22 protein-coding genes and 3 pseudogenes are annotated in these 21,203 nt (G+C 53.9%); 15 read left to right on the top strand and 10 right to left on the bottom strand.

Annotated elements, in window-relative coordinates; genetic code table 11:
* Nucleotides 1-1,180: glycosyltransferase family 4 protein (locus IPP88_22515; protein MBL0125326.1), on the bottom strand; the 1,180-nt coding region annotated here is incomplete at its 3' end.
* 230 nt (nt 1,181-1,410) lie between these two features.
* On the opposite strand from IPP88_22515, the gene IPP88_22510 reads away from it, so the two are divergent.
* The 4 genes from IPP88_22510 (at nt 1,411) to IPP88_22495 (ending at nt 7,028) form a co-directional block, all read left to right on the top strand.
* Complete coding sequence (locus IPP88_22510) at nt 1,411-2,583, top strand: polysaccharide export protein (GenBank protein MBL0125325.1); 1,173 nt, start codon at nt 1,411-1,413, stop codon at nt 2,581-2,583.
* 204 nt (nt 2,584-2,787) lie between these two features.
* The gene (locus tag IPP88_22505) at nt 2,788-3,921 is read left to right on the top strand and encodes an ATP-binding protein (protein ID MBL0125324.1); all 1,134 of its coding nucleotides are present in this window, start codon (nt 2,788-2,790) and stop codon (nt 3,919-3,921) included.
* A 303-nt stretch (nt 3,922-4,224) separates the two neighbouring features.
* The gene (gene cysC, locus IPP88_22500) at nt 4,225-6,243 is read left to right on the top strand and encodes an adenylyl-sulfate kinase (protein ID MBL0125323.1); all 2,019 of its coding nucleotides are present in this window, start codon (nt 4,225-4,227) and stop codon (nt 6,241-6,243) included.
* 83 nt (nt 6,244-6,326) lie between these two features.
* Nucleotides 6,327-7,028: a GDP-mannose 4,6-dehydratase gene (locus tag IPP88_22495; protein ID MBL0125322.1), complete on the top strand. Its 702-nt coding sequence runs from the start codon at nt 6,327-6,329 to the stop codon at nt 7,026-7,028.
* A gap of 82 nt (nt 7,029-7,110) precedes the next feature.
* Here IPP88_22495 and IPP88_22490 read toward each other — a convergent pair whose 3' ends face one another.
* Nucleotides 7,111-7,251, bottom strand: a complete 141-nt coding sequence (locus IPP88_22490; protein MBL0125321.1) for a hypothetical protein — start codon at nt 7,249-7,251, stop codon at nt 7,111-7,113.
* Between the two features lie 141 nt (nt 7,252-7,392).
* On the opposite strand from IPP88_22490, the gene IPP88_22485 reads away from it, so the two are divergent.
* From IPP88_22485 to IPP88_22440, 10 genes and pseudogenes are all read left to right on the top strand, one after another.
* Nucleotides 7,393-7,896: an adenylyl-sulfate kinase gene (locus IPP88_22485; protein MBL0125320.1), complete on the top strand. Its 504-nt coding sequence runs from the start codon at nt 7,393-7,395 to the stop codon at nt 7,894-7,896.
* 309 nt (nt 7,897-8,205) lie between these two features.
* Nucleotides 8,206-9,386, top strand: a pseudogene (locus tag IPP88_22480) (class I SAM-dependent methyltransferase).
* An 18-nt stretch (nt 9,387-9,404) separates the two neighbouring features.
* A pseudogene (locus IPP88_22475) lies at nt 9,405-10,317 on the top strand (NAD-dependent epimerase/dehydratase family protein).
* 24 nt (nt 10,318-10,341) lie between these two features.
* Nucleotides 10,342-10,614, top strand: a complete 273-nt coding sequence (locus IPP88_22470; protein ID MBL0125319.1) for a hypothetical protein — start codon at nt 10,342-10,344, stop codon at nt 10,612-10,614.
* A gap of 5 nt (nt 10,615-10,619) precedes the next feature.
* A complete protein-coding gene (locus IPP88_22465; GenBank protein ID MBL0125318.1) occupies nt 10,620-10,862 on the top strand; it encodes a hypothetical protein in 243 nt (80 codons plus the stop codon).
* A complete protein-coding gene (locus tag IPP88_22460; protein ID MBL0125317.1) occupies nt 10,859-11,332 on the top strand; it encodes a hypothetical protein in 474 nt (157 codons plus the stop codon). Before IPP88_22465 ends, IPP88_22460 begins: the two co-directional genes overlap by 4 nt.
* A gap of 398 nt (nt 11,333-11,730) precedes the next feature.
* Nucleotides 11,731-11,934 carry an HAD hydrolase-like protein gene (locus IPP88_22455; protein ID MBL0125316.1) on the top strand — a complete coding sequence of 68 codons (204 nt, stop codon included), beginning with the start codon at nt 11,731-11,733 and terminating at the stop codon, nt 11,932-11,934.
* Between the two features lie 82 nt (nt 11,935-12,016).
* Nucleotides 12,017-12,589, top strand: coding sequence for a D-sedoheptulose 7-phosphate isomerase (gmhA, locus tag IPP88_22450; GenBank protein MBL0125315.1), 573 nt, complete (start codon nt 12,017-12,019; stop codon nt 12,587-12,589).
* Nucleotides 12,590-12,615: 26 nt separating this feature from the next.
* Nucleotides 12,616-13,552 (top strand): annotated as a pseudogene (locus IPP88_22445) (NAD-dependent epimerase/dehydratase family protein).
* Between the two features lie 13 nt (nt 13,553-13,565).
* Nucleotides 13,566-14,267, top strand: coding sequence for an NTP transferase domain-containing protein (locus IPP88_22440; GenBank protein MBL0125314.1), 702 nt, complete (start codon nt 13,566-13,568; stop codon nt 14,265-14,267).
* Between the two features lie 331 nt (nt 14,268-14,598).
* On the opposite strand, the gene IPP88_22435 is transcribed toward IPP88_22440, so the two are convergent.
* Nucleotides 14,599-15,321, bottom strand: coding sequence for a DUF4214 domain-containing protein (locus IPP88_22435; protein MBL0125313.1), 723 nt, complete (start codon nt 15,319-15,321; stop codon nt 14,599-14,601).
* A gap of 176 nt (nt 15,322-15,497) precedes the next feature.
* Between IPP88_22435 and IPP88_22430 the strand changes: the two genes are divergently transcribed.
* Nucleotides 15,498-15,785 (top strand): hypothetical protein, encoded by a 288-nt coding sequence (locus tag IPP88_22430; GenBank protein ID MBL0125312.1) that lies wholly within the window; start codon nt 15,498-15,500, stop codon nt 15,783-15,785.
* Here IPP88_22430 and IPP88_22425 read toward each other — a convergent pair.
* From IPP88_22425 to IPP88_22395, 7 genes are all read right to left on the bottom strand, one after another.
* A complete protein-coding gene (locus IPP88_22425; GenBank protein MBL0125311.1) occupies nt 15,762-16,565 on the bottom strand; it encodes a hypothetical protein in 804 nt (267 codons plus the stop codon). The genes IPP88_22430 and IPP88_22425 overlap by 24 nt on opposite strands.
* A 643-nt stretch (nt 16,566-17,208) precedes the next feature.
* The gene (locus IPP88_22420; protein ID MBL0125310.1) at nt 17,209-17,814 is read right to left on the bottom strand and encodes a glycosyltransferase; all 606 of its coding nucleotides are present in this window, start codon (nt 17,812-17,814) and stop codon (nt 17,209-17,211) included.
* 253 nt (nt 17,815-18,067) lie between these two features.
* Nucleotides 18,068-18,538 (bottom strand): hypothetical protein, encoded by a 471-nt coding sequence (locus tag IPP88_22415; GenBank protein ID MBL0125309.1) that lies wholly within the window; start codon nt 18,536-18,538, stop codon nt 18,068-18,070.
* Between the two features lie 50 nt (nt 18,539-18,588).
* Complete coding sequence (locus tag IPP88_22410) at nt 18,589-19,035, bottom strand: hypothetical protein (protein MBL0125308.1); 447 nt, start codon at nt 19,033-19,035, stop codon at nt 18,589-18,591.
* Complete coding sequence (locus IPP88_22405) at nt 19,032-19,352, bottom strand: hypothetical protein (GenBank protein ID MBL0125307.1); 321 nt, start codon at nt 19,350-19,352, stop codon at nt 19,032-19,034. Before IPP88_22405 ends, IPP88_22410 begins: the two co-directional genes overlap by 4 nt.
* An 85-nt stretch (nt 19,353-19,437) precedes the next feature.
* The gene (locus tag IPP88_22400; protein MBL0125306.1) at nt 19,438-19,998 is read right to left on the bottom strand and encodes a hypothetical protein; all 561 of its coding nucleotides are present in this window, start codon (nt 19,996-19,998) and stop codon (nt 19,438-19,440) included.
* A gap of 46 nt (nt 19,999-20,044) precedes the next feature.
* Entirely contained in the window at nt 20,045-20,770 is a 726-nt protein-coding gene (locus IPP88_22395; protein MBL0125305.1) for a hypothetical protein, read from the bottom strand.
* Between the last annotated feature and the right edge of the window lie 433 nt (nt 20,771-21,203).

Below are 21,203 nucleotides of genomic sequence, written 5' to 3'. Positions count from 1 at the left end.
CCCGCGTAACGGCGGATGCGGCGCGCTCATCCAGGCTCGCCAGCAGCGCCTCAACTTGCGTGAAATGCTGCGGCCACGTCGTTAGCCGGAATTGGGTCATGCGCTCGATCTGCGCGGCGCGCAGCGGGCTATCGGGCTGCGTATAGTCGCGAATCAAGGTTTCCCAGCGATTACCGTCGAGCGGGTCGGCGTAGTCGGGCACGCCATCGGTGGTCTCGCGAAACACCGGCAACTCGTTGGCGATGACCGGCACGCCGAGCGAGAGCGCCTCGGTCACCGGCAGCCCGTAGCCTTCGGCAAAGGAGGGAAACAGGAGCGCGCGGGCGTGATGAAGATATGTGATCAGTTCCGCGTCGCTGCACTGCGATTTCTCGATCACTACGCCGCGCAAAGGGATGCAGCGCTCGAGCAGATCGACGACGTTTTCGCATTCCCAGCCGCGCTTGCCGATGATCACCAGGCACGGCGCCGATGTACCCATCGTCGCGACAAGATGCCGCCACAAATGCAACAGCATCCAGTGATTCTTGCGCGGCTCAATGGTGCTGACGATGACAAAGTATGGCGCGGCCATCGGCCGCGGGCCAGCGGGAATGGCCGGTAACCCCGGCGCGAGCAGGGCCGAAATGGCGGGTGGACAAGCGAGGCCCTTGTCACGGCAAAACGCCTGCAGATCGGCCAGCGTATGCGCGGAATTCGCCACGATACCGGCGCCCACGGCTACCGCGCAGCGCATGCGATTGGCGTGCGCCGCGTATTCGCCCGGGCGGCAATACTCGGGATGGGTAATGGGGATCAGGTCGTGAACGATGACGATCGTGCGCGCGCCCATGCGCCGCAACAGCCAGGCGTAATAACGATTTTCGAGACCCGTATGGCTGGTGTTGAACAGGAACGCGCCTTTCAAATCGTGTGGAACCCAATAGGTGAGGAATGCGGTTACGATCAGCCTGATGGCCAGCAGCGTCATCGGCGCCTCCGGCGCGAGCAAGGCGCGAAAGGCCCCCTGCGAGTCGGCCCTGGAAAGCACGGCGCTGAATGGGCCGAGGCATAACACCGCTCTCGATTGCGCGCCGTAATGACGAACGTACTCGATGCCAACGCGGTCGATCCCGGTGGGCAGCGCGTTCGTGAGGCGCCGGTAGATAAGGCGCGTGATGTCGATCAGGAAGGGTGGCAAGGTGGAGGGGGTGTTTTGGTGGCGGGCGCGAAATCGGGTTTGATGGCGGGCGTGGAATCGGGCGCGGAGAAAGTAGCGGCTGTTGCAATCGGCATGCAGCCGTTAATTTGCCGATGCGCAAGAGTGGGCGCGATGGCTGGATTCTATTACACTACAGGCTGCTCGTTCGCACGCAAACAGGCGTTGAACTCCGCCCGCCTGTCCAATTTCCATTCAGATCAAGTGAGAATATGGCGCCGACTTTTCGATTTCCTGCAATCATCCTGTTCGCTGCCGCCGCGGCAGCGGTCACCTTGTCCGGCTGCGCATACCTTCCCACCAGCGGACCCAGCACCAAGGAAGTCGAGCAATCCGCGTTGCCTGCGGCCGCGAATGCCATCCAGATCGTCGAAGTCGATGATGCAGTGACGCGCCGCCTGCTCGCGCAACGCAAGCTTTACTCGTTCTCCGAAATGCTGGGCGACGCGGTCAGCGTCACGCACAAGGTCGGCAATGGCGACGTGCTGGAGGTTTCCATCTGGGAAGCGCCGCCGGCGACGTTGTTCGGCGTCGGCACCCTCGATGCGCGCGGCACCGTTTCCGGCGTGCGCGCCACCGTGCTGCCGGAACAAGTCGTGAACAGTGAAGGCTATATCAGCGTGCCCTTTGCCGGGCGCATCCCGGCGGCGGGCAAAACGCTGCAAGCCATCGAAGCGGACGTCGTCAAGCGTCTCACCGGCAAAGCCAACCAGCCGGAAGCACTGGTGCGCCTGACGCGCAATAGTTCATCGAGCGTCACGGTGGTCGGTGAAGTAACGCACAGCATCCGCGTGCCCATCACGCCCAGCAACGAGCGCCTGCTCGATGTGCTGGCCGCCGCCGACGGCGTGAAACAACCGGTGAACAAGACAACGATTCAGGTCACGCGCGGCAGGAACGTGTATTCGCTGCCGCTGGACACCATCATCCGCGACCCGCTGCAAAATGTGCGCATGCAGGCCGGCGACGTCGTCACCGCGATGTTCCAGCCGCTCAGCTTCACCGCGCTCGGCGCGACCGGCAAGAATGAAGAAATCAATTTTGAAGCGCAGGGCATCACGCTGGCGCAGGCGCTGGCACGCGCGGGTGGCCTGCAGGATTCACGCTCCGACGCGAAGGGCGTATTTATCTTCCGATTCGAGCCGGCGGACGCCCTCAAGTGGCCCAGGCAACCGGTGATGAGCACGCCGGATGGCATGGTCCCCGTCATCTACCGCATCGATTTGCGCAATCCGGCGAGCTTCTTCGTCATGCAGAGCTTCGCAATCAACAACAAGGATTTGCTGTACGTCACGAACGCGCCGGCGGTTGAACTGCAGAAGTTCCTGAATGTGGTGTTCTCGGTGGCGTATCCGGTGCTGACGGTGGTGCAGGTCACGAAATAACGCAGATCGCCATTTGGCGGGGGTTTCCAGGCGAAAATGGTTGGAAAGGCCCGCCAGACATAGAGTTGTCGGTCTCCATCAGGTTGTGACAGCCAGCGAAGTCTGGGTGCCACCATTCATCCCGCTGCCCGCCATAAATGCGACTTTATGTAAGTAAAACTCCATATAGTCGCGACTATATTGCAATAATTGTATACTTGGCGCATGAAACGCTATCTCGACGAACTGGTCCTGAACGATCTTGCATCCAAGATCGTGGTGCTGACAGGGCCGCGCCAAGTGGGAAAGACCACGTTGAGCAGGCAGGTAATGCTGTCGTTCGGGACTGCCCAATATATGAATTGGGACGTCCTCGCGGATCGTGCCGTATTGCAGCGGCAATCCTGGAATCCACGGGCCGGATTGCTGGTGATGGATGAGATTCACAAGATGCCGAACTGGAAGGCATGGCTCAAAGGGGTTGCCGATGGCCGCCCGGCGGGGCAGGCATTGATGGTCACGGGCAGCGCCCGCATGGAGACGTTTCGCCAGGCCGGTGATTCGTTGGCGGGGCGGTATTTCTCGTATCGCCTGCATCCGATTTCGGTGCACGAGTGGTGCGAGCAGCAGGGCGCCGAGCCCGCAACCGCGCTCGATCATCTGCTGGAACGCGGTGGCTTTCCGGAGCCTTGCCTCGCCGCCGATTCAATCCAGGCCGACCGCTGGCGGGCGCAATATTTCAACGATCTCATTCGTGAAGATATTTTGGAGTTTTCGCGATTGCATGAGATCAATACGATGCGGATGTTTGTCGAACTGCTGCGCGAGCGCGTCGGATCGCCGGTGTCGTTGGCCTCGATCGCGCGCGATCTCGCTGTTGCGCCCGCGACCTTGAAGCGACACCTCGATATTTTGCAAGCGCTGTTCATCGTGTTTACGGTGCATCCATGGCACCGCAACGTCGGGCGCGCCATACTGCAAACGCCGAAGGTGTATTTTTTTGACACCGGACTCGTGCGTGGTGATCAGGGCGTGCGACTGGAAAATGCAGTGGCGGGAATGCTGTTGAAGCAGGCGCATTTCATGCAAGATAGTGCAGGGCGCGACGCCGGCCTTCATTACATCCGCACCAAGGATGGCGCCGAAATCGACTTCGCGCTCAGCGATGCGGGCAAACTGACGCAGTTGATCGAATGCAAGCTGGGCGACAACAAGCCGCACCGGGCATTGACACGCTTTGCGGAGCAGTTTTCCGATGCCGAGGCGGTGCAGGTTGTTTACAACTTGCGGCAGGAAGAGTCCCGAAACGGGATTGCGATCACGGATGCCGCGAATTGGCTGGCGCGGTTGGCGGCATGAACGCAGGGAAGCGCATCATTCGCTGCAAATTTTGAGCAACGAAAATCGATTTTGCCCACCTGGCCCAATGCTGTTCGCTTATTGAGATTTCCGTAAATGAATACACCGTTCGGGCTGAGGTATCGAAGCCCTATCACCCTTCGATACGCGGAGCGTACCCTGTCCTGAGGGATTCGAAGGATCAGGGCGAACGGTGATTAAGCGAACGGTATCGCGACCGGGCCCGGCAGGCAAGAAGTAACAGAAAGGCGATTTTTTTTGATGACCAACTTTGTCACCCCCACGCTTGACGGACCCACCGCAATGCGTATTGCGCAGCAAGACAAGAACGTGCTGCGCCTCCTCACCTGTGGCAGCGAGGGTGTCGGGAAATCGACGCTTGTCGGCCGTTTGTTGCACGAAGCGAAACGTATTGCCGACGACGAGTTGGCGGCGCTGGAACAAGAATCGGCGCGACTCAGCGCCGAGGGCGACGCGATCAATCCGCCAGGCCTCGCCATCGACATCGATGTCACCTACCGCTACTTCAGCACCGGCAAACGGACATTCATCGTCGCCGACACGCCCGGCCACGAGCAGTACACCCGCAACATGGCGACCGGCGCCTCGACCGCCGGACTCGCAGTCATCCTCATCGACGCGCACAAGGGCGTGCTTGCGCAAACGCTGAGGCACACGCGCGTCGCGGCGATGATGGGCGTGCGGCACCTGGTGTTGGCCATCAACAAAATGGACCTGATCGAATTCAATCAGCCGCTATTTGAGCGCATTGACTCCAGGTATCGGGAATATTGCGCGGGCCTGGGTTTTGCGTCGATTCAAACCATCCCGCTCTCGGCGCTCAATGGTGACAACGTCGCGTCCCCCAGCGCGCGCATTCACTGGTATCGCGGGCCAACCTTGATCGATTACCTGAACAACGTCGAGACAACCAACGGTGACACGCACCGGCCCCTGCGTATGCCGGTGCAAAGCGTGAATCGCGCCGACCAGAATAACGGCGGCATTCATGGCAGTATCGCGGACGGCGAGGTGCGTCCCGGTGATCGGGTTCGCGTACTGCCTTCTGGCGTGCTTGCGCAGGTGAAAGAAATCGTGGCTGCGGGCGGTAATGTGCCGCGCGCGGACGCAGGGAAGTCGGTCACGCTGACACTGACCGAAGCCGTCGATGTGATGCGCGGCGATGTCATCGCCGCCGCCGACGCGCCGCCGGAAGTGGCTGACCAGTTTGAAGCGCGGCTGCTGTGGATGTCCGCGCACCCGCTGTTGCCCGGCCGGCCGTATCTGCTGACGCTGCACAACAAGGACGTCACCGCGACGGTGACCGAAATCAAATACCGCGAAGACATCGCGAGCGGTGCGCACCTCGCGGCAAAGACGCTGGCGTTGAACGATATCGCGATGGTGAACCTTTCCCTCAGCCAGAACGTGACCTTCGAGCCCTATGCGCAGAGCCGCGCGCTGGGCGGCTTCATCCTCGTCGACAAGCTCACGCGCGAGACCGTGGGCATGGGGATGATCGAATTTGCCCTGCGCCGCGCCGCCAACATCCACTGGCAGGCGCTGGAAATAAACCGGCAGGCGCGCGCCGCCGCGAAGCACCAGACCGCACGTTGCATATGGTTTACCGGCCTGTCCGGTTCCGGCAAATCCACCATCGCCAACGTGCTGGAAAAGCGCCTGCACGCCGCCGGCAAGCACACCTACCTGCTCGATGGCGACAACGTCCGCCACGGCCTCAACCGCGACCTGGGATTCACCGAGGCCGACCGCGTGGAAAATGTCCGCCGCGTGGCGGAGGTCGCGCGGTTGATGGTGGATGCGGGCCTGATCGTGCTGGCGTCCTTCATTTCGCCGTTCAGCGCCGAGCGAAAAATGGCGCGGGACCTGTTTGCCGAAGGCGAATTCATCGAAGTATTCGTCGATGCGCCGCTGGAGATCTGCGAGCGCCGCGATTCGAAAGGCCTCTACGCCAAGGCGCGGCGGGGCGAGCTGAAGAATTTCACCGGCATCGACAGCGCCTACGAAGTACCGGACGCGCCGGAAATACATCTGCAAGCGGGCACCACCGATGCGGAGGCGTGTGCGGCGGAGATTGTGAAGTGGTTGGCGTTGACCAAAGGAGCGCCTGATTGCGGCAGTTCCCAGTTCCGTAGCCCGGATGAAGCGCAGCGTAATCCGGGATCCGACTCAAATGAAAAGACGGCCGCGAATTGCATTTCATTCCATCCGGCTACACTTGCTGTTAATCATCAGACTCGCGCTTTGAAACGGGGGCATTTGCCGAAGTGGAAGTTTTACGATACGACAAATTTGCGATAGCCGTTTTCTCGCTCGAAGGCCCACTTACGGCTTCCCAAAAAACGTAGATCGCCATTTGGTGAGGTGTTTGGGGCAAAAAAGCCGTGAAAGGCGCGCCAGTGCTTGGGTTTCATAGTTTGCCGCGCAGCCCGTACGCCATCGCGAAGTTATTTGCTCGTTGGACCACGGTAAATTATCGCGAGGCCTATGGCATATATGCCTGCAACGGCATCCTGTTCAATCATGAGTCGCCACGGCGTGGCGAGACTTTCGTTACGCGCAAGATCACACGCGGCCTGGCGAACATTTCGCAAGGCCTCGAAAAGTGCCTGTACATGGGGAACATGAATGCGCTGCGCGATTGGGGCCACGCCAAGGACTACGTGCGCATGCAGTGGATGATGCTGCAACAGGATTCGCCCGACGATTTTGTGATCGCGACCGGCATACAACATTCAGTTCGTGATTTCGTGAGCATGGCCGCCCGTGAGCTTGGCGTCACGTTGAGGTTCGAAGGACACGGAATCGGGGAAACGGGCATCGTTGCGGCAATCGAAGGCGATAATGCGCCAGCGCTGAAAGTTGGCGATGTCATCGTCGCCGTCGACAAGCGGTACTTTCGGCCAGCAGAGGTCCAAGCGTTGCTGGGTGACACGTCAAAAGCCAGATCCAAGCTCGGCTGGGTTCCTGAAATCACGGTGGAGGGGATGTGCGCGGAAATGGTTGAGACCGATTTGCGCGAAGCAAGGCAACATGCCTTGTTGACACTGCACGGTTATTCAGTGCCTGCGCCAGTGGGGAATTGAGTGTTGTGCCTATGGGAAACGCGAATTAGCCTGATACGCTGGCTGTGGTACTGTTAGTCATTGATGAAAGTTTGCTCATTGACTATTTTGCTCGCACGGTCCGGGCGATGAAGTTGTAACGCTCACCGGGAGCAACCGTTAAATCAACTGCTGCTGTTACGTCGAGAAAAGCTTGCGCTTGAGCCAGCGTCGCCAATTGTTGGTCGTTAATATCGGTCACCATGCCTCGTATCATGATCGACGCCCGCTACCGGTTCAGGCTCATACCCCGTTGGCATGACGCAACCCGTTCAGACTCAAACCCCATTGGTCAAGGCTCCCCCAGCTGGAAGTGGCCGACCAGTTTGCATGCCGGCTGCTGTGGATGTCCGGGCAGCCACTGCTGCGCGGGCGGCCCTATCTGCTGAAGCTGCACAACAAGGAAGTCACGGCGACGGTCAGCGAGATCAAGTACTGCGAAGACATCACCAGCGGCGCCCATCTGGCGGCCAAGACGCTGGCGCTGAACGAGATCGCCATGGTGAATATCTCGCTCAGCCAGAAAGTGGCCTATGAGCTCTATGCGCAGAGCTGCATATTAGTCGGCTTTATCCTGATCGAAAAACTCAGCTATGAGACTGTCGGCGCGGGCATGATCGAATTCGCGCTGCGCCGGGCGGCAAACATCCACTGGCAGGCGCTGGAAATCAACAAGGCGGCCCGCGCCGCGCAAAAGCACCAGAAAGCCAGATGCGTCTGGTTCACCGGTCTCTCCGGTTCGGGCAAATCCACCATCGCCAACCTGCTGGAGAAAGTTATTCATGGCTGGCGCGAAGCTGTGGTGGACAGGCTTTCAATGAGACTTCTCATGCCGGGGATACTGTCTTAAGATAAGCGGAATTGTTCACTGCTGTCGTATATAGTTTGAGTCTCGCGTCGTTCTTCGTTCAATTTATGTTGGACAATCAGGGAGGCCGACTTTTCGGCACAGAATTCTTGCTCAGGTATTCGGAGTTCATCTTGAGATTGTGTGACCTTGGCAGGTAAGACGGTATCCAGTCTGAATTGGCCGACCCTCCTCGCGATCACTTTTTCTAGAATTAGCGATATCGTTGCGAACAATGGAAGAGTTCGCAAGCGATTATTTTGATTCGATACTCATCAACATCAAAAATTAAAGGACTCAATAAGGATGGAAATGGCCTGCCGCGTATGTGATTCGCGGGAATTAACTCACTGTATCGACCTCGGACTTCAACCTTGGTGCAACGATTTTCTCAAACCAGAGCAGGTGGGCAAAGAACCGTTCTATCCGTTGCGCGTGTACTTTTGTAGACAGTGTCATACCGCCCAACCTCGATTACACCGTCCCCAAAGAGGATTATGTTCGGAAACCATACCTACCTGTCAGGTGTGACCAAATCATAGCGCCCATTTCAAAGGGATCGCCGACGAAAGCCTGTCTCGCTTTTTTCCCGACCGGGACAAGAGGACCGTCGCGGTCCTTGATGTGGGCTCCAACGATGGCACTCAACTCAAACATTTCCAGCGCCACGGCTGCGAAGTCTTGGGCGTGGAGTCTTCCAAGAAGACAGCTGTGATGGCCAATGACGGCGGCGTACCGACGCTCAATCGCTATTTCAATGCTGCACTGGTGGCCGAACTTGGACGCAAATTTGAACTCATCAACGCGGCCGGAGTGTTCTTCCATCTCGAAGAACTGCACTCTGCCGCAGACGGCATCAAGAACGCGCTGGCTGAAGATGGTGTGTTCATCGTCCAGTTTCTGTACATGAAGCGGATTATCGAAAACCTTGCCTTCGACCAGATCTATCACGAGCACCTCCTGTATTACAATTTACGAACGATCGAAGTTTTGCTTAACCGGCATGGACTGGAATCCTTCGATGCTTATCTGGCACCGATTCATGGCGGCTCGATGATTGCCTATGTGGCGCATCGAGGTCCCGCCCAACCTCCGAACGCCTGGAAGCGCTGCGCGCTGAAGAGGATCGTACCGGAGCCAACGAGCTTTCAACGTATCTGGAGTTTGCCCAGCGCATCGAGGTGATGAAACGGGAAAACCTCGCCTACCTCAAGCAGAAAAAAAAGGTCGAAGGGAAACGCATTTACGGGATGGGCGCCCCCGTGAAGGGAAATACGCTGCTCAGTTACTTTGGGGTCGGAACAGATTACCTCGAGTTTCTTGTGGAAAAGAACGCTTTGCGTGACGGCCTGATCTCGCCCGGCATGCATATCCCAGTAGTGATGGAAGACGACAAACTGGTGCCACCGGATGTGTATTACGTGTTGGCGTGGAATTTCAAGAAAGAGATTCTGGCCAATAATCAGCGCTTGATCGACATGGGCGTGGAGTTCGCTTGGTTGACCCGAAGGATGACGCGTGAAGGAAATTCTGGTGACCGGGCAACCGGCTATTTGGGTACGGCGTTGTGTCGGACGCTTGAAGACGCAGAGCACCATCTTGTCAAACTCAATAGTCGCAATTTTGATTTGACGCGCCAAGGTACACTCCATCCGTTCGCCAATACACGCTATGACCCCATTTTCCATCTCGCCGCGTGGACTCAGGCGGGCGATTTCTGCCTGCGCCATCCGGGTGAACAAGTGGATCATCAACCAGCAGATCAACACGAACGTGTTGGCTTGGTGGCAACAGGCACAGCCACAAGCCAAGCTGGTATTTATGGGAACAAGTTGCTCCTACGCGCCCGATAAGACTCTAGTTGAGGAAAACTACCTCGACGGTATTCCCATCGAAAGTCTGTTCACTTACGGCATGACCAAGCGCATTTCCGTATGTAGGCGCCATGGGCACTGGCGAAACAGTATGGCCTCAATTATTTATGTCTCGGTGCCTTCGACGCTGTATGGGCCTGGATATCACACGGATGGCCGACAGATGCACTTCGTTTTTGACCTGATTCGCAAAATTATTCGTGGCAATCACTTTGGAGAGCCTGTGGTGCTATGGGGCAATGGCTATCAGAGGCGTGAATTGGTCTATGTCGACGATTTCGTCCAATTGATGTTGCGACTAGTTGCGTCGTCGGACAACGACCTGATCAATATTGGCGCCGGAGAGAATTCACCATTCGGCAGTTCGCCGAATCGATCTGCAAAACAGTTGGCTACGATTCATCCTTGATTCAGTACGATGAGTCCAAATACGTCGGTGCCAAGTCGAAATGCCTGGTTGTGGCGAAGATGAAAAGCCTGGCGCCAGACTTCGTACCGATACCCTCGACGAGGCTTGCGCCGCACTATCACCTGGTTTGGAAGACGCCAAGGCGTACTGAGGAGTGCCACGGCGATGATGCTCATCTCCCGCACGCCGATGCGTGTCAGCCTCTTCGGGGGCAGTACCGATTATCCGGATTATTTCAAGCATCGCCGTGGCGCTGTGGTTGGTTTGGCGATCGACAAGTACTCCTACATCGCCGCACTCAAACTCTCGGGGATTCAGGCCTACCATTACCGCATTGCTTATTCGCAGGTCGAGCATGTAAGTTGCGTGGACGACATCCAACACAGGCAGTCAAGGCGGCCTTTGAACACTACCGGATTGTGCGGGCGATGGATTTGAGCGTGATGTCCGATATGCCGGCCAGTTCCGGCTTGGGTAGTTCTTCGACATTCGCTGTGGGCTTGTTAAACTTAATCGCACACTTTGAAAGAAGAAAAGTCACCAAACTTGACCTGGCTTTGAGGGAGATCCATCTGGAACGGAACTTATCCAGGAAAACGTGGGGGTTCAGGACCAGTTGCATGCCTCATTTGGCGGCATTAACCGCTTCGATTTCGATGGCAAGAACTACCGCATCACACCGATGATGATGCGCGGCGAGTGCCTAAATTTCCTGATGCAGTCGCTGTTGCTGGTTCATACCGGTGTGGCCCGGCATGCGTCCAAAGTGGTGTCGTCTCAATTGGCACGAACCCGTTCTGGCGAGATCAACAAGCAACTCGACAGCATGCTCGATCTGGTGGATGAGGCGTCCGAGGTTCTGGGCTCCGGCCAGCCTGAACCCATGCTGGAAAAGCTGGGACGAATGCTGCACGATTCCTGGATGCTCAAGCGTTCGCTTTCTCCGCATGTCAGTACGCCGGCAATCGACACGCTCTACGATAAGGCCACGCGCCTCGGGGCGCTGGGCGGAAAACTGTGTGGCGCAGGGGGCGGCGGGTTCTTGCTGATGCTAGTGCCGCCGGATTGTCGCGATGCCTTCATCGAGGCGATTGCACCGACCAGGGTGATTAATATCGGCCTAGATACCCAAGGGTCGACGATCATTTACTCATGATAGACACAATGCCGAATCCGTCATCGATTGTTGGTAGTGACCATGTTTGGCGCCAACTGCGGACAACAGCTGCGACTAACGAACTACGACCACTCCTATTTTTGGACCGGGACGGGGTGGTGGTCGATGAGGTTGGCTACCTGCACCGGATTGAGAACATCCGCTTTATCGATGGGGCTGCGGAAACCGTGGTAGTAGCTCGGGAGGCGGGTTGGCGCGTGGCAATGGTGACCAATCAAGGCCGGTATCGGTCGCAACTTTTACAGTTGGGAAGAATTTGCTGCAGTGAATGAGTACATTCTGGACTGGCTGGATAGCCGCGGCGCTGTGGTCGATGCGGTGTTGGCGACCCCGCATCATCCGGAAGGTTTGGGGTCTATCGACATCCCGATCATCCTATGCGTAAACCCAATCCGGGCATGTTGCAGGCGGCAGCAGAAATGCTTAACGGCGATCTGCCCAGTTCCCTCATCATCGGCGACAATGCGGCCGATTTGCAGGCCGGGAAGCGCTCCGGGCTACGGCAAGGCTTTGCAGTGTTGACGGCCATGGTCCCCGTTACCGGGCGGAGTCGGAAGCGCTCGCTTCACCTCAATTTGTAGTGAAGGTTGTTGCAAATGCAGGGGACCCGAGCGTACTACGTGCCTTAAAATCCTGTTTGGCGTTAGTTAAGGAAAGTTTCGAATGAAGGATTTATTTTCACACAGGGTAAGCGAATCTGCCCGATTGATCGCGCAGCTGAACGAGGGATCATTGCCAGCGCGTATTGAGTCCGCCATAAGCATTCTCACTGGGGCGCTCAAGGTACGTAACCCGGTGCTGGTGTGTGGCAACGGCGGATCGGCGAGCGATGCGATGCACATTTCAGGCGAATTGGTGGGCCGATTTCTGCGCGAACGGCCTGCCTATAACGTATTGGCCCTTTCCGTGAATACGTCTGTGTTGACGGCATGGAGCAATGATTACACCTACGAAACGGTCTTTTCCCGGCAAGTCGAAGCCCATGGGCACGCGGGCGGCGTGCTTTGGGGGATTTCGACGAGCGGCAATTCGCCGAATGTATTGCGTGCGTTGGCCGCCGCTCGGGAAATGGGCATGAAGACCATTGGCCTGACGGGCGCGGGGGGGGGCAAGATGGCGCCACTTTGTGACGTGTTGCTGGATGTGCCGAGCCGCGAGACGCCGCGCATCCAGGAAATGCACGTCGTGCTTTATCACTTTATGTGCGAGCAGGTTGAGTCAGTGCTTGCAGTTTGATTTTCATTTGAGGGGAGAAATTTGAGATGACTTACAACATTCTTGTCACGGGCGGCGCGGGGTATTTGGGCTCGACGATGGTGCCGGAACTCTTGGCGGCGGGGCACGAGGTAACGGTGCTGGATAACTTCATGTTCAAGCAGAACAGTCTGGCTCATTGCTGCCACTCCCCGAACTTTCAAGTGGTGCGCGGCGATATCCGGATTGAAGAGGTGATGAAGCCGGTGATGGCCAAGGCCGATATCATTATCCCGCTGGCTGCTCTGGTGGGTGCGCCACTCTGCTCGCGCGATCCGATCGGCGCAACGACCACCAACCATGACGCCATTGAACTGATGCTTAAGCTCCTAAGTCCGAATCAGTGGGTACTCATGCCGACCACCAACAGCGCGTACGGCACCGGCGACGAAAACAATTTCTGCACCGAAGAGTCGCCCTGCGACCGATATCACAGTACGCGATTGAGAAGGTAGCCATAGAAAAGGAGCTGATGCAACACGCCAATGCCGTCAGTTTCGCTTGGCCAAGGTGTTCGGCATGTCGCCGCGCATGCGGACGGATTTATTGGTGAATGACTTCACCTATCGCGCCGTGGTGGACCGCTTCGTGGTGTTATTCGAGAGCCACTTCAAACGTAATTACGTCCACGTACGTGACGTGACGCGAGTGTTTCTGCATGCCATCAATAATTTTGGCGCGATGAAAGGGCAAATCTACAACGTTGGCCTCTCCGACGCAAATGTGTCGAAGTGGGAATTGTGCGAAGCGATCCAGCAGCATGTGCCGAACTTCGTCTTTCAAGAGGCGCAGGTCGGTAAAGATCCGGACCAGCGCAATTATGTCGTATCGAATGCCAAGATCGAGGCTGCTGGATTCAAGCAGGCTTATTCGCTCGATTTCGGTATCCAGGAACTCGTCAAGGGATACACGATGATCCGCAATTCGGTGTACGGCAACCTTTGACAACTGCGATTCGATGGACGCGATCGTGCTGTGCGGCGGCAGGGGAACTCGGTTGGTCTCGGTGGTCAGCGACGTGCCCAAGCCGCTGGCGCCGGTCGGTGGGCGTCCCTTCTTGGATTATGTGCTGAGCTACCTGAGCCAGTCGAAACTTGTTTCGCGCGTGGTATTGGCGACAGGTCATCTAGCTGCCAAGGTAGAAACGCATTACGGTGCAAGCTTTAGCGACCTGTCGATTGCCTACAGCCCCGAAATCGAACCCCTTGGTACAGGCGGTGCAGTGTTTCAGGCCATGCGCAGATTCGACATTGCGGGGCCGTTCTTTATCCTGAACGGAGACTCGTTTGTCGACGCTGAGTTAGAGGCGCTAGTGGAATTGTTGGACTGGAGAAGTTCCAACCTGGCCATGACCTTGTTTCGGGTCGATAATGCGGCACGTTTCGGCACTGTCGCATGCGATGGATTGCGGGTAACTGGCTTTGCCGAGAAAACAGTCCGTACCGAGCCAGGCTTGATCAACGCCGGTATCTATGCGGCAACACGGGATACCTTTGGCGAATGGAACCAAGTGAATGGGTATGTGTCGCTGGAGCATACGGTGTTTCCGGCGTTGGTGCGACGTGGTGCCGTTGCTGCCATTCAGTCCGGCCGTCGGTTTATAGATATTGGCTTACCGGAGACTTACGCCGCCGCTGAGACGTTCTTTGCTGGCGGGTGACTTACACTCGCTGCATTTTGAGTGGATTCATCCCGTGCGCCAGTCATGATCTTGAGCAGCCGGACGTTAGGTTAAAGTCTCTGGTCGATCAAAATTTCGTTCTTGAAGTTTTTACATTGTTTATTCGTGCATCGATATCTTGGCCGAATGCAAATATCTGTTGTTCAAGGATACGCAATCGTATTTCAGTCTTGGAATTGCCTTCCACTCTTATGAAAAATGTGATTAGCTCACCCAGTACCGGGATCTGTGTCAATTTGAATCTCAATAGAGCGCTCAACAACCCAGGAAGACTTGCGCCAACGGCGAGTGCCTCGTCGACGCTGGATATTTAGCCAAGAATTTGTAGCTTCGAACAACCATTCATAAGCTTCGTCAAATAATATTGAAATCCAGCTTCATCTGGCGGACGCCTGAGCAGCGTCCTGTAAGCAGATTCAACAAAATTGGCGCCTTGTTGCTTCAGGATTTCTTCGAGGCTGGTTGCAACAATACTGCCTCGTTGAAAAGAAGAAAAAAAATCTCTGCCGACCAAACCCAGACCTTCTTTTGAAAACGCTTCAACAAGACCAATAGGATCGATACCGACCGCAATATATTCGGGTGACAGGGAGAGTTCGTAAAGTACTTGCGTCTTGCTTGCGCCGCCGCTAAGCCTATCTCTGTAGTTATCTAATCCAACTTGATCAACAGGGCGTCTTAAAAGCAGCAAGTACGCCGAAGCAATAAAATCATCGCCGTCTTGTAAAAGTAAATCATCGACACATAACGCATTTCTCCCACTTTCCTTAATCAATGGCTGAGAATTGTTGCCTTCCGCTCCCCTCCTTAATTCTGCAAAAGCATCCATCAATCCAATAATATTTACTTCCCTAGGGCGACATTCTGTTGAAACATAAATCGAATAAAGAATTTGTAATTTGCTGGCGCCTTCAGACATCATGCGCCGGTAATTTTGACCCCCCGCAGGATCGGCTTGGCGATTTAACAATGCCAAGTATGCCGCGCTTACAAATTCGTCGTTATTCTTCTCGAGTAATTGGGTTACATGCATTGGATGCAAAATGGTACCAAAAACGTCATTACCGTATTCCTGAAATCTAACAGTACGACTCTGAGCCACTCGAACTACCAAACGCTTCTTATTCAGTAGCTGACATTTCCTCTCGTGCCCCTATGCAATGCGACCGATTTCTCTGGCTATCGTCATGCGTCTAGCAGGAGTGCGGCATGAGCATCAAAAATTCAGCAGACTGTCTTTTAGCTGTTGGTCTGTATCAAGAATTGGGGCGCTTTTTCCCAACCAGAATTGCTGAGAGCAAAAAATTCAACTGTTCCGAAAGCGCCGAAGGTGTTGCTTGTCTAAAGTTGATTAATGCCTCGATATTGCCTTCAAGCGCAGCGCGTATTATTCGATTTAAGGAGGCTATTTCACTAGACCATTCAACGTTGCCATTGACTGCTGTTGATTTGGGCGGCACAACTTTACCTTCGTTACCGAATGAACCAACGATGTAATCGCGCTGCGTCGCCAAATCCATCGAGAGTTGGCTTCAGATCACGTGACTGAACCAATTCTTGTACACGAGAAACCAGCGTAGGCATATCCGAAACCAAAATGGCATTGGGAAGGATTAGGTCCCCAAGCGAACTCTGCAATACTCGCGCTACCACGTTCGTCAGAACGCAGACTTTCCCGGAGACCACACATTGAAGCGCCCGATTCGCGGCCAACGATGCCAACTGCTCATCAAACCATGGAAACACCACAACCTTTGTGGCAGCTAACAGCGGCTTTTCATTCTTTAGCATTCCAGCAAAATAAGTTCGCGGTGCCGACACCTGTCCCCTGGCCTCTAACCCTCTGCTGGAAAGCGCCACTGAATATGTTCCTCCACAAGAAAGCCGCGGAATTAAGTCGTTCTCTAAACTATCAATCTGATTTGCTCGCGTATTTGGTGGCACGGGTATAAACATATCCAATGACTTTTCAGAGACCAGTTTGCCGATTTGGGAAGTCTTGCCTGCACGCCAGGCATTACAAATATTCACAAAATCCGAATCGGAATTGCAGGAACTAAACACATCTGCTAAATCGCGGCAGCCTGCCATATCTGCAATGTCAATTGGGTCGTCCAATACTAATGTCTTCGAGGTGCTATCCCACAGCAGGTGATGTTGATGCCAACGGTTATCGTTAGTTATCGTATACATCACTGGCAGCGCGAAAGTTTGGTGAAGGTTACGAGCCTTCGTAATGTCAAACCAAGAATGTTCAAACGAACTAAGAATCTGCATCAAACTCGTTACCGGTGGCTGGGAAAGAGTGGTGAGTTGATCATACCTACGGTAGGCAATTTGCAGGTGCTTAATGCCTGGCAGTAAGTGTTCAACCAACTTGAATTGATCATCGTCAAATTTAGACTAAGTACTCTACAGCCGCGTTTGCCAAATCGACATCTGTACAACGCATGGTCATGTAACTCTTCTTATAGTCCAGCGACGCTAGCACTAGTTTCGTGATGCTGGATCGACCATCGCCGAAGGCATAACGCAATCCGCCTTCTGATCGGAAAAGGTACCAGGCTAGAATGTCTTCAAGTTCTGCGGTCGGACTCTGTGTAGTGCGCTCTTCCGGATAGTTTAGAAATGTGCCCAGGGTCATTGGTAACGAATGCACATTGATAAATGGCAAAGCCCCTATTCTTGAACTCAGTGTCCCCAGCAGCCCGAAAACTGTCATCGTACAAAACCAACCTTGTCGTGGATAGATTTCCTGTAAAGGGCACCAACGTAACTGATGTAGCAACATTCAAGATAGTGCATCTCTTGGAAGTCGAAGCTGCGATCGTATGCCATGACGTCTCGGACGTATGAGCCGCGCTCATTGACTTCAGTTACTACTGCTGAGCCTTGTATCCAATCTATGCCTGGATGCGCATCAAGATAGTCGGCCAGAACTTCGTATAGCATCGGGGCGTTTCATCTCGTCAACGCCAAGGAATGCCAGATAATGCCCGTTTGATATACCAATCCCGCGATTCCATGCGCGTTGTATTGTTTCGCGCTTAGATGTTCTTACATAGAGGGCGTCAATTCCCCTTTGCTTTGCCTGTTGGAGTCGCGCAAGCAGAACCTCACGCGTGTTGTCTGGTGAATTACTATCGACAAAGACTATCTCGGAAATCGCTTTGGAACGCTCTGTGAATCGCTCGAGACCTGACAAGAATGTGTCAATCTTGTCAGCGCCATTGTAAACAGAGACAATTATCGAAACCTTCGCGGGTTTTACCCGGCGAAAATCCACTATTTCGGAATTTTCAATCGGCAGAACGAGCGAAAAATTCCGCTTTCGCCCCAGCAAGTAATGGTACATGTCATCGTTACTTCCCAGAAAAAGCAGGGCTGCTACCTTTGCTTCCTCCACAAAATTATTGCGGACCAAAATTGCTTGAATTTCCGCTAGTTTTTCACTATTGATGCGGCCAGTGAGCCGCATAATTCGAATCCGGTATGTTGCATAGAGAAGTTCATTGCCGCGAGCCATTTCGGCATCGGCTAACAGCGCGTGTAGTAACGAACGCGGTCGCCCGAGAAAGCACAACTCGAAAGGAATTTGCGCTCTTTGTCTATGATGGAAGCGAGCGTCCGGACTCCGTCCTGAACCGAGACGGCTTCCGTTAGTTGTCTGAGTTTTGCTGAAGTGGATATCTGAGCGGCTGCTGCGGCGCCAACAGTGCGCTCTATTGACGGAAATTCTTCGCTGAATTTTCGCACGGTCGCTACTTTGAGATTCTCAGCTACGCGTGGAAAAAGTTGTTTATCGCTTTTCTATATTCCCCAAACGATGACGCAAGGGCGTCGACTGCTTGCGCATCTGACGTGCTACTCTGACCATAAACTTCCGCCAGAGAGCTTCCCCAATTCTTGGGCGTCACCTTCGTCAAATAACGGATTAACTCAATCTTGCGTTCAGAGTAATTTTCTAAGAGGTCAACGACGCTATCGTAAGAACCTAAAATATTGTTCGGGTCAATCTTGACATAAGGCAAACCGGGATAGACTTCATCCAGGAAGTCACATGCGCCACATTTCGTGCTCACAATTGCCGGGCAACCTGAAAGCAGCGCCTCCAGAGCCACTAAATTAAATGTGTCTTTGCGGGACGGCAGACAGATTACAACTGGGTCACGATCAAGCCGGCTCAGAAATTCTGCGGGTGGAATGATTTCGGAGTGGATGTGTAGATTTCTATTCGTGGCATGTTCCATTAGCACTACGGACGAATCTACATTGCCAAGCTTAACGGCGGGTCCCCACATCAATACCTTGTCAAAAATATTCCTGGGTAGTCTGGACAAAGCTCAAGAAACAGGTCTGGCCCTTTCCATTTTTCCTGCCTACCAACAAAACATAGGCTGGGAACGACTGGATCCTCAGTTTTGGTTGTGTTTTTCTTTTTCTTGTTTTCCTTTCCCTCTATCTGCCGACTATATCCGCTTAGCGGATTGATGAGCAGAGCATTTAGATTTTGTTCCGTTTCCCAATTCCTCACATACTGCTTGCCGATGCCATATCGTATATCGGCGCTACGATACGCAAGTACCTCGTAGGCCTCAGTGCGCCCATATCTTCGAAATTTACCCAGTTGTCTTGCAGGCCCATAGAGAGTTCGTGCATTGACAGAATAACTTTTGCAAAGTTTATCTGGTGATACCGCAATATCTCGGGGAGCAACGCCGCAATGGCAAGTAATCAGGAATTTCAATAATGTCGAATTCCCGATATTCTCGAAGCGATGAAGCCATGTCCATTAAATAAGCGATGTCGTATTTCTTCCCGATCAGAGACAATTTCCTTATTCCCTCGCCACTGTTCAAGATCAAGCATGGATTCATTCGTGCGGTAATAGCTTTCTAGAAAGATAGGTGTCGCATTTTGCGGAATCGAATCGCTCGGAACATTCTTCTCTGTAGTGAAGTAAAAGTATTGATATTCCGGATGCTGCTTGATCATTCCTGAAAAGAATCGCTGGCCTCCGCCTACTGCGTTAAATATATTGTCGACCGCGATCAGTATCTTCATTTATACGCCCTGAAAAGTCTTTTTAGTTGTGAAAAAAATGAATCGGATGTCATTGTGCGAGCTTGATCGATTTGTATTGCGCTTGCTAGTGGAGGCAACAGCAACGTTTCCTCTTCATCATCCCTGAATAAATCGCTGGATACAGTAAAGCTCGTATCGCAATGCCTATTAGTCGATTGTCCGTACTTGACGCTAGAGCAAAGTGCCCGGTCGTTAGTTGGATTGCGGCCACGCATTCTGCTAAAGCCGGTTTCAATGGGATATTCAGAAATCCGGAGGCATCAGCTTCTGTTGAACATTGAAATTCAGTTACTGTTTCCCCCACCACCACGGATACGTCGGTAAGCTGATTCTGCCTAATAGAAAGAAATTCGAGTAGGAGTTTCTTGGCCATCCCGCGCCATACAGGCAATGCAAAGGCTACTTTTGGTGCCGCCGTCCATACGAACGTTCTCCCACTTGAATCTGCTTCGATGCTATGGAAATATTGTTTTGCATCGTAGGCAAGACAGATGGCCTCAATGGCGAAGTTTTCACTAAGTACCACTCTTGCGAGTTGCCATTGAGAGTCTGGTTCTATGCGCACGTCCAAGTCGAATAACTGAAGATAGGGAAGCGATTTGTTCACCACCAAATCGAACGACATTTCTATTACGCTCCCGCTTCGCTTTGTCTGACTTGGGCGCAACACTCTAAGCATACGTCACTGTATATATTGGATGCGCAGCAACTTCCAGACTAATGGACTGTAGCTGAATTTGCAGTGCGTTCTTGGCGCCGCCGTGCAACATCAACTGAGTTTTCAAGTGTTTATCGGAGTATCGTATTTCTACAGGTTCCATTCCTGTTGCTTTTAATAGAGTTTCAGTTGCGAAATCGGGATTCGAAACTAGGTATTTCTTGACTCGATTGGGTATAAGTGAAAGCGGCCCGTAATGCTGCGCGGTAGATAGCGCGGCAACAACATGTTTACATATGGCAGAGGTTGGTCGCAGCGTTTCAATTTGCCCGCTCTGCCTCGCTCGAGCGCGATTGTTCCCCGGCACTAACCAACTCTTAAGTAGTTTGTTAGCGATCTGTATTTCTGGGGTCCACTCAATTAAATCTGCTTCGGCCATTACGTTTGATTTGTCCGTAGTACTTTCCGAGAGTTGGCATAGCGGGTTTATCTTCGCTGATGCTGCAAATGCATTATCCAACGCTTTATTGTAGGTCCATGTTGATTGCATTGCTGCGAGGGCCTTACGAAGTTTTCTGGATATGGCAAGACGTGCTGCCGGGAGGGCAACAAGATCCAAAATTGCTTTGGCGAAGAGATCTTCTTCGTCTTTCGCAATCACATGTGTGATAATTCGCTTGGCAGCCCCTTGGTTGCCTGAGTAGTCCGATAACGGGCTTGCCATAAGCAATTGCTTCAATGGTGTTGATTGGACTGTCGGCACATTCGACGACAGGAAGAATACATATCTTGGGTTGCCGCATACAGTGGTGCCAAATACTGTAATTTGCCCACAAATACCACATTTGGCATGCTCGACCAGTCATTTGCATCCCTGATGTTGCCCGCGACCACCATCGTTAGCCCAATGGGGGCCAGTTTCGGAATAAAAACGTTGTCCAAGAACCATTTCAGCCCGGATACATCGGCCTGATCGCTAGAGCCAACATATAACAGATCTAGCCTACCCGCGAATGTGATAAGTGCCGATTGCGGCGCAGTAGGGAATGAAGCTGGCTGGACGTTTAGAGCAGCATCTGCAGGGAGACAAGCGGCAACCAGTTCTGCAAGATCATCATAGCCAGTGAGCGTACCTGAGTGTAACCGCTCATACTCAAAAAACATCGGCACCG

It is taken from the genome of Betaproteobacteria bacterium (genome assembly GCA_016720925.1).
Lineage (GTDB): Bacteria > Pseudomonadota > Gammaproteobacteria > Burkholderiales > Usitatibacteraceae > UKL13-2.
This window is presented reverse-complemented; position numbering and strand designations above follow the sequence as displayed.

What these genes read in the sequence shown, in the direction of transcription:
- IPP88_22485 (MBL0125320.1), top strand. Translation starts at nt 7,393, where the DNA reads ATGTCCGGGCAGCCACTGCTGCGCGGGCGGCCCTATCTGCTGAAGCTG.
- IPP88_22490 (MBL0125321.1), bottom strand. Translation starts at nt 7,251, where the DNA reads ATGGTGACCGATATTAACGACCAACAATTGGCGACGCTGGCTCAAGCG.
- IPP88_22400 (MBL0125306.1), bottom strand. Translation starts at nt 19,998, where the DNA reads ATGTCGTTCGATTTGGTGGTGAACAAATCGCTTCCCTATCTTCAGTTA.
- IPP88_22430 (MBL0125312.1), top strand. Translation starts at nt 15,498, where the DNA reads ATGAGCATCAAAAATTCAGCAGACTGTCTTTTAGCTGTTGGTCTGTAT.
- gmhA (MBL0125315.1), top strand. Translation starts at nt 12,017, where the DNA reads ATGAAGGATTTATTTTCACACAGGGTAAGCGAATCTGCCCGATTGATC.
- IPP88_22425 (MBL0125311.1), bottom strand. Translation starts at nt 16,565, where the DNA reads ATGCAGATTCTTAGTTCGTTTGAACATTCTTGGTTTGACATTACGAAG.
- IPP88_22470 (MBL0125319.1), top strand. Translation starts at nt 10,342, where the DNA reads ATGATGCTCATCTCCCGCACGCCGATGCGTGTCAGCCTCTTCGGGGGC.
- IPP88_22405 (MBL0125307.1), bottom strand. Translation starts at nt 19,352, where the DNA reads ATGAAGATACTGATCGCGGTCGACAATATATTTAACGCAGTAGGCGGA.
- IPP88_22415 (MBL0125309.1), bottom strand. Translation starts at nt 18,538, where the DNA reads ATGGAACATGCCACGAATAGAAATCTACACATCCACTCCGAAATCATT.
- IPP88_22510 (MBL0125325.1), top strand. Translation starts at nt 1,411, where the DNA reads ATGGCGCCGACTTTTCGATTTCCTGCAATCATCCTGTTCGCTGCCGCC.
- IPP88_22455 (MBL0125316.1), top strand. Translation starts at nt 11,731, where the DNA reads ATGCGTAAACCCAATCCGGGCATGTTGCAGGCGGCAGCAGAAATGCTT.
- IPP88_22440 (MBL0125314.1), top strand. Translation starts at nt 13,566, where the DNA reads ATGGACGCGATCGTGCTGTGCGGCGGCAGGGGAACTCGGTTGGTCTCG.
- IPP88_22465 (MBL0125318.1), top strand. Translation starts at nt 10,620, where the DNA reads ATGTCCGATATGCCGGCCAGTTCCGGCTTGGGTAGTTCTTCGACATTC.
- IPP88_22435 (MBL0125313.1), bottom strand. Translation starts at nt 15,321, where the DNA reads ATGCATGTAACCCAATTACTCGAGAAGAATAACGACGAATTTGTAAGC.
- IPP88_22420 (MBL0125310.1), bottom strand. Translation starts at nt 17,814, where the DNA reads ATGGCTCGCGGCAATGAACTTCTCTATGCAACATACCGGATTCGAATT.
- cysC (MBL0125323.1), top strand. Translation starts at nt 4,225, where the DNA reads ATGCGTATTGCGCAGCAAGACAAGAACGTGCTGCGCCTCCTCACCTGT.
- IPP88_22505 (MBL0125324.1), top strand. Translation starts at nt 2,788, where the DNA reads ATGAAACGCTATCTCGACGAACTGGTCCTGAACGATCTTGCATCCAAG.
- IPP88_22460 (MBL0125317.1), top strand. Translation starts at nt 10,859, where the DNA reads ATGATGATGCGCGGCGAGTGCCTAAATTTCCTGATGCAGTCGCTGTTG.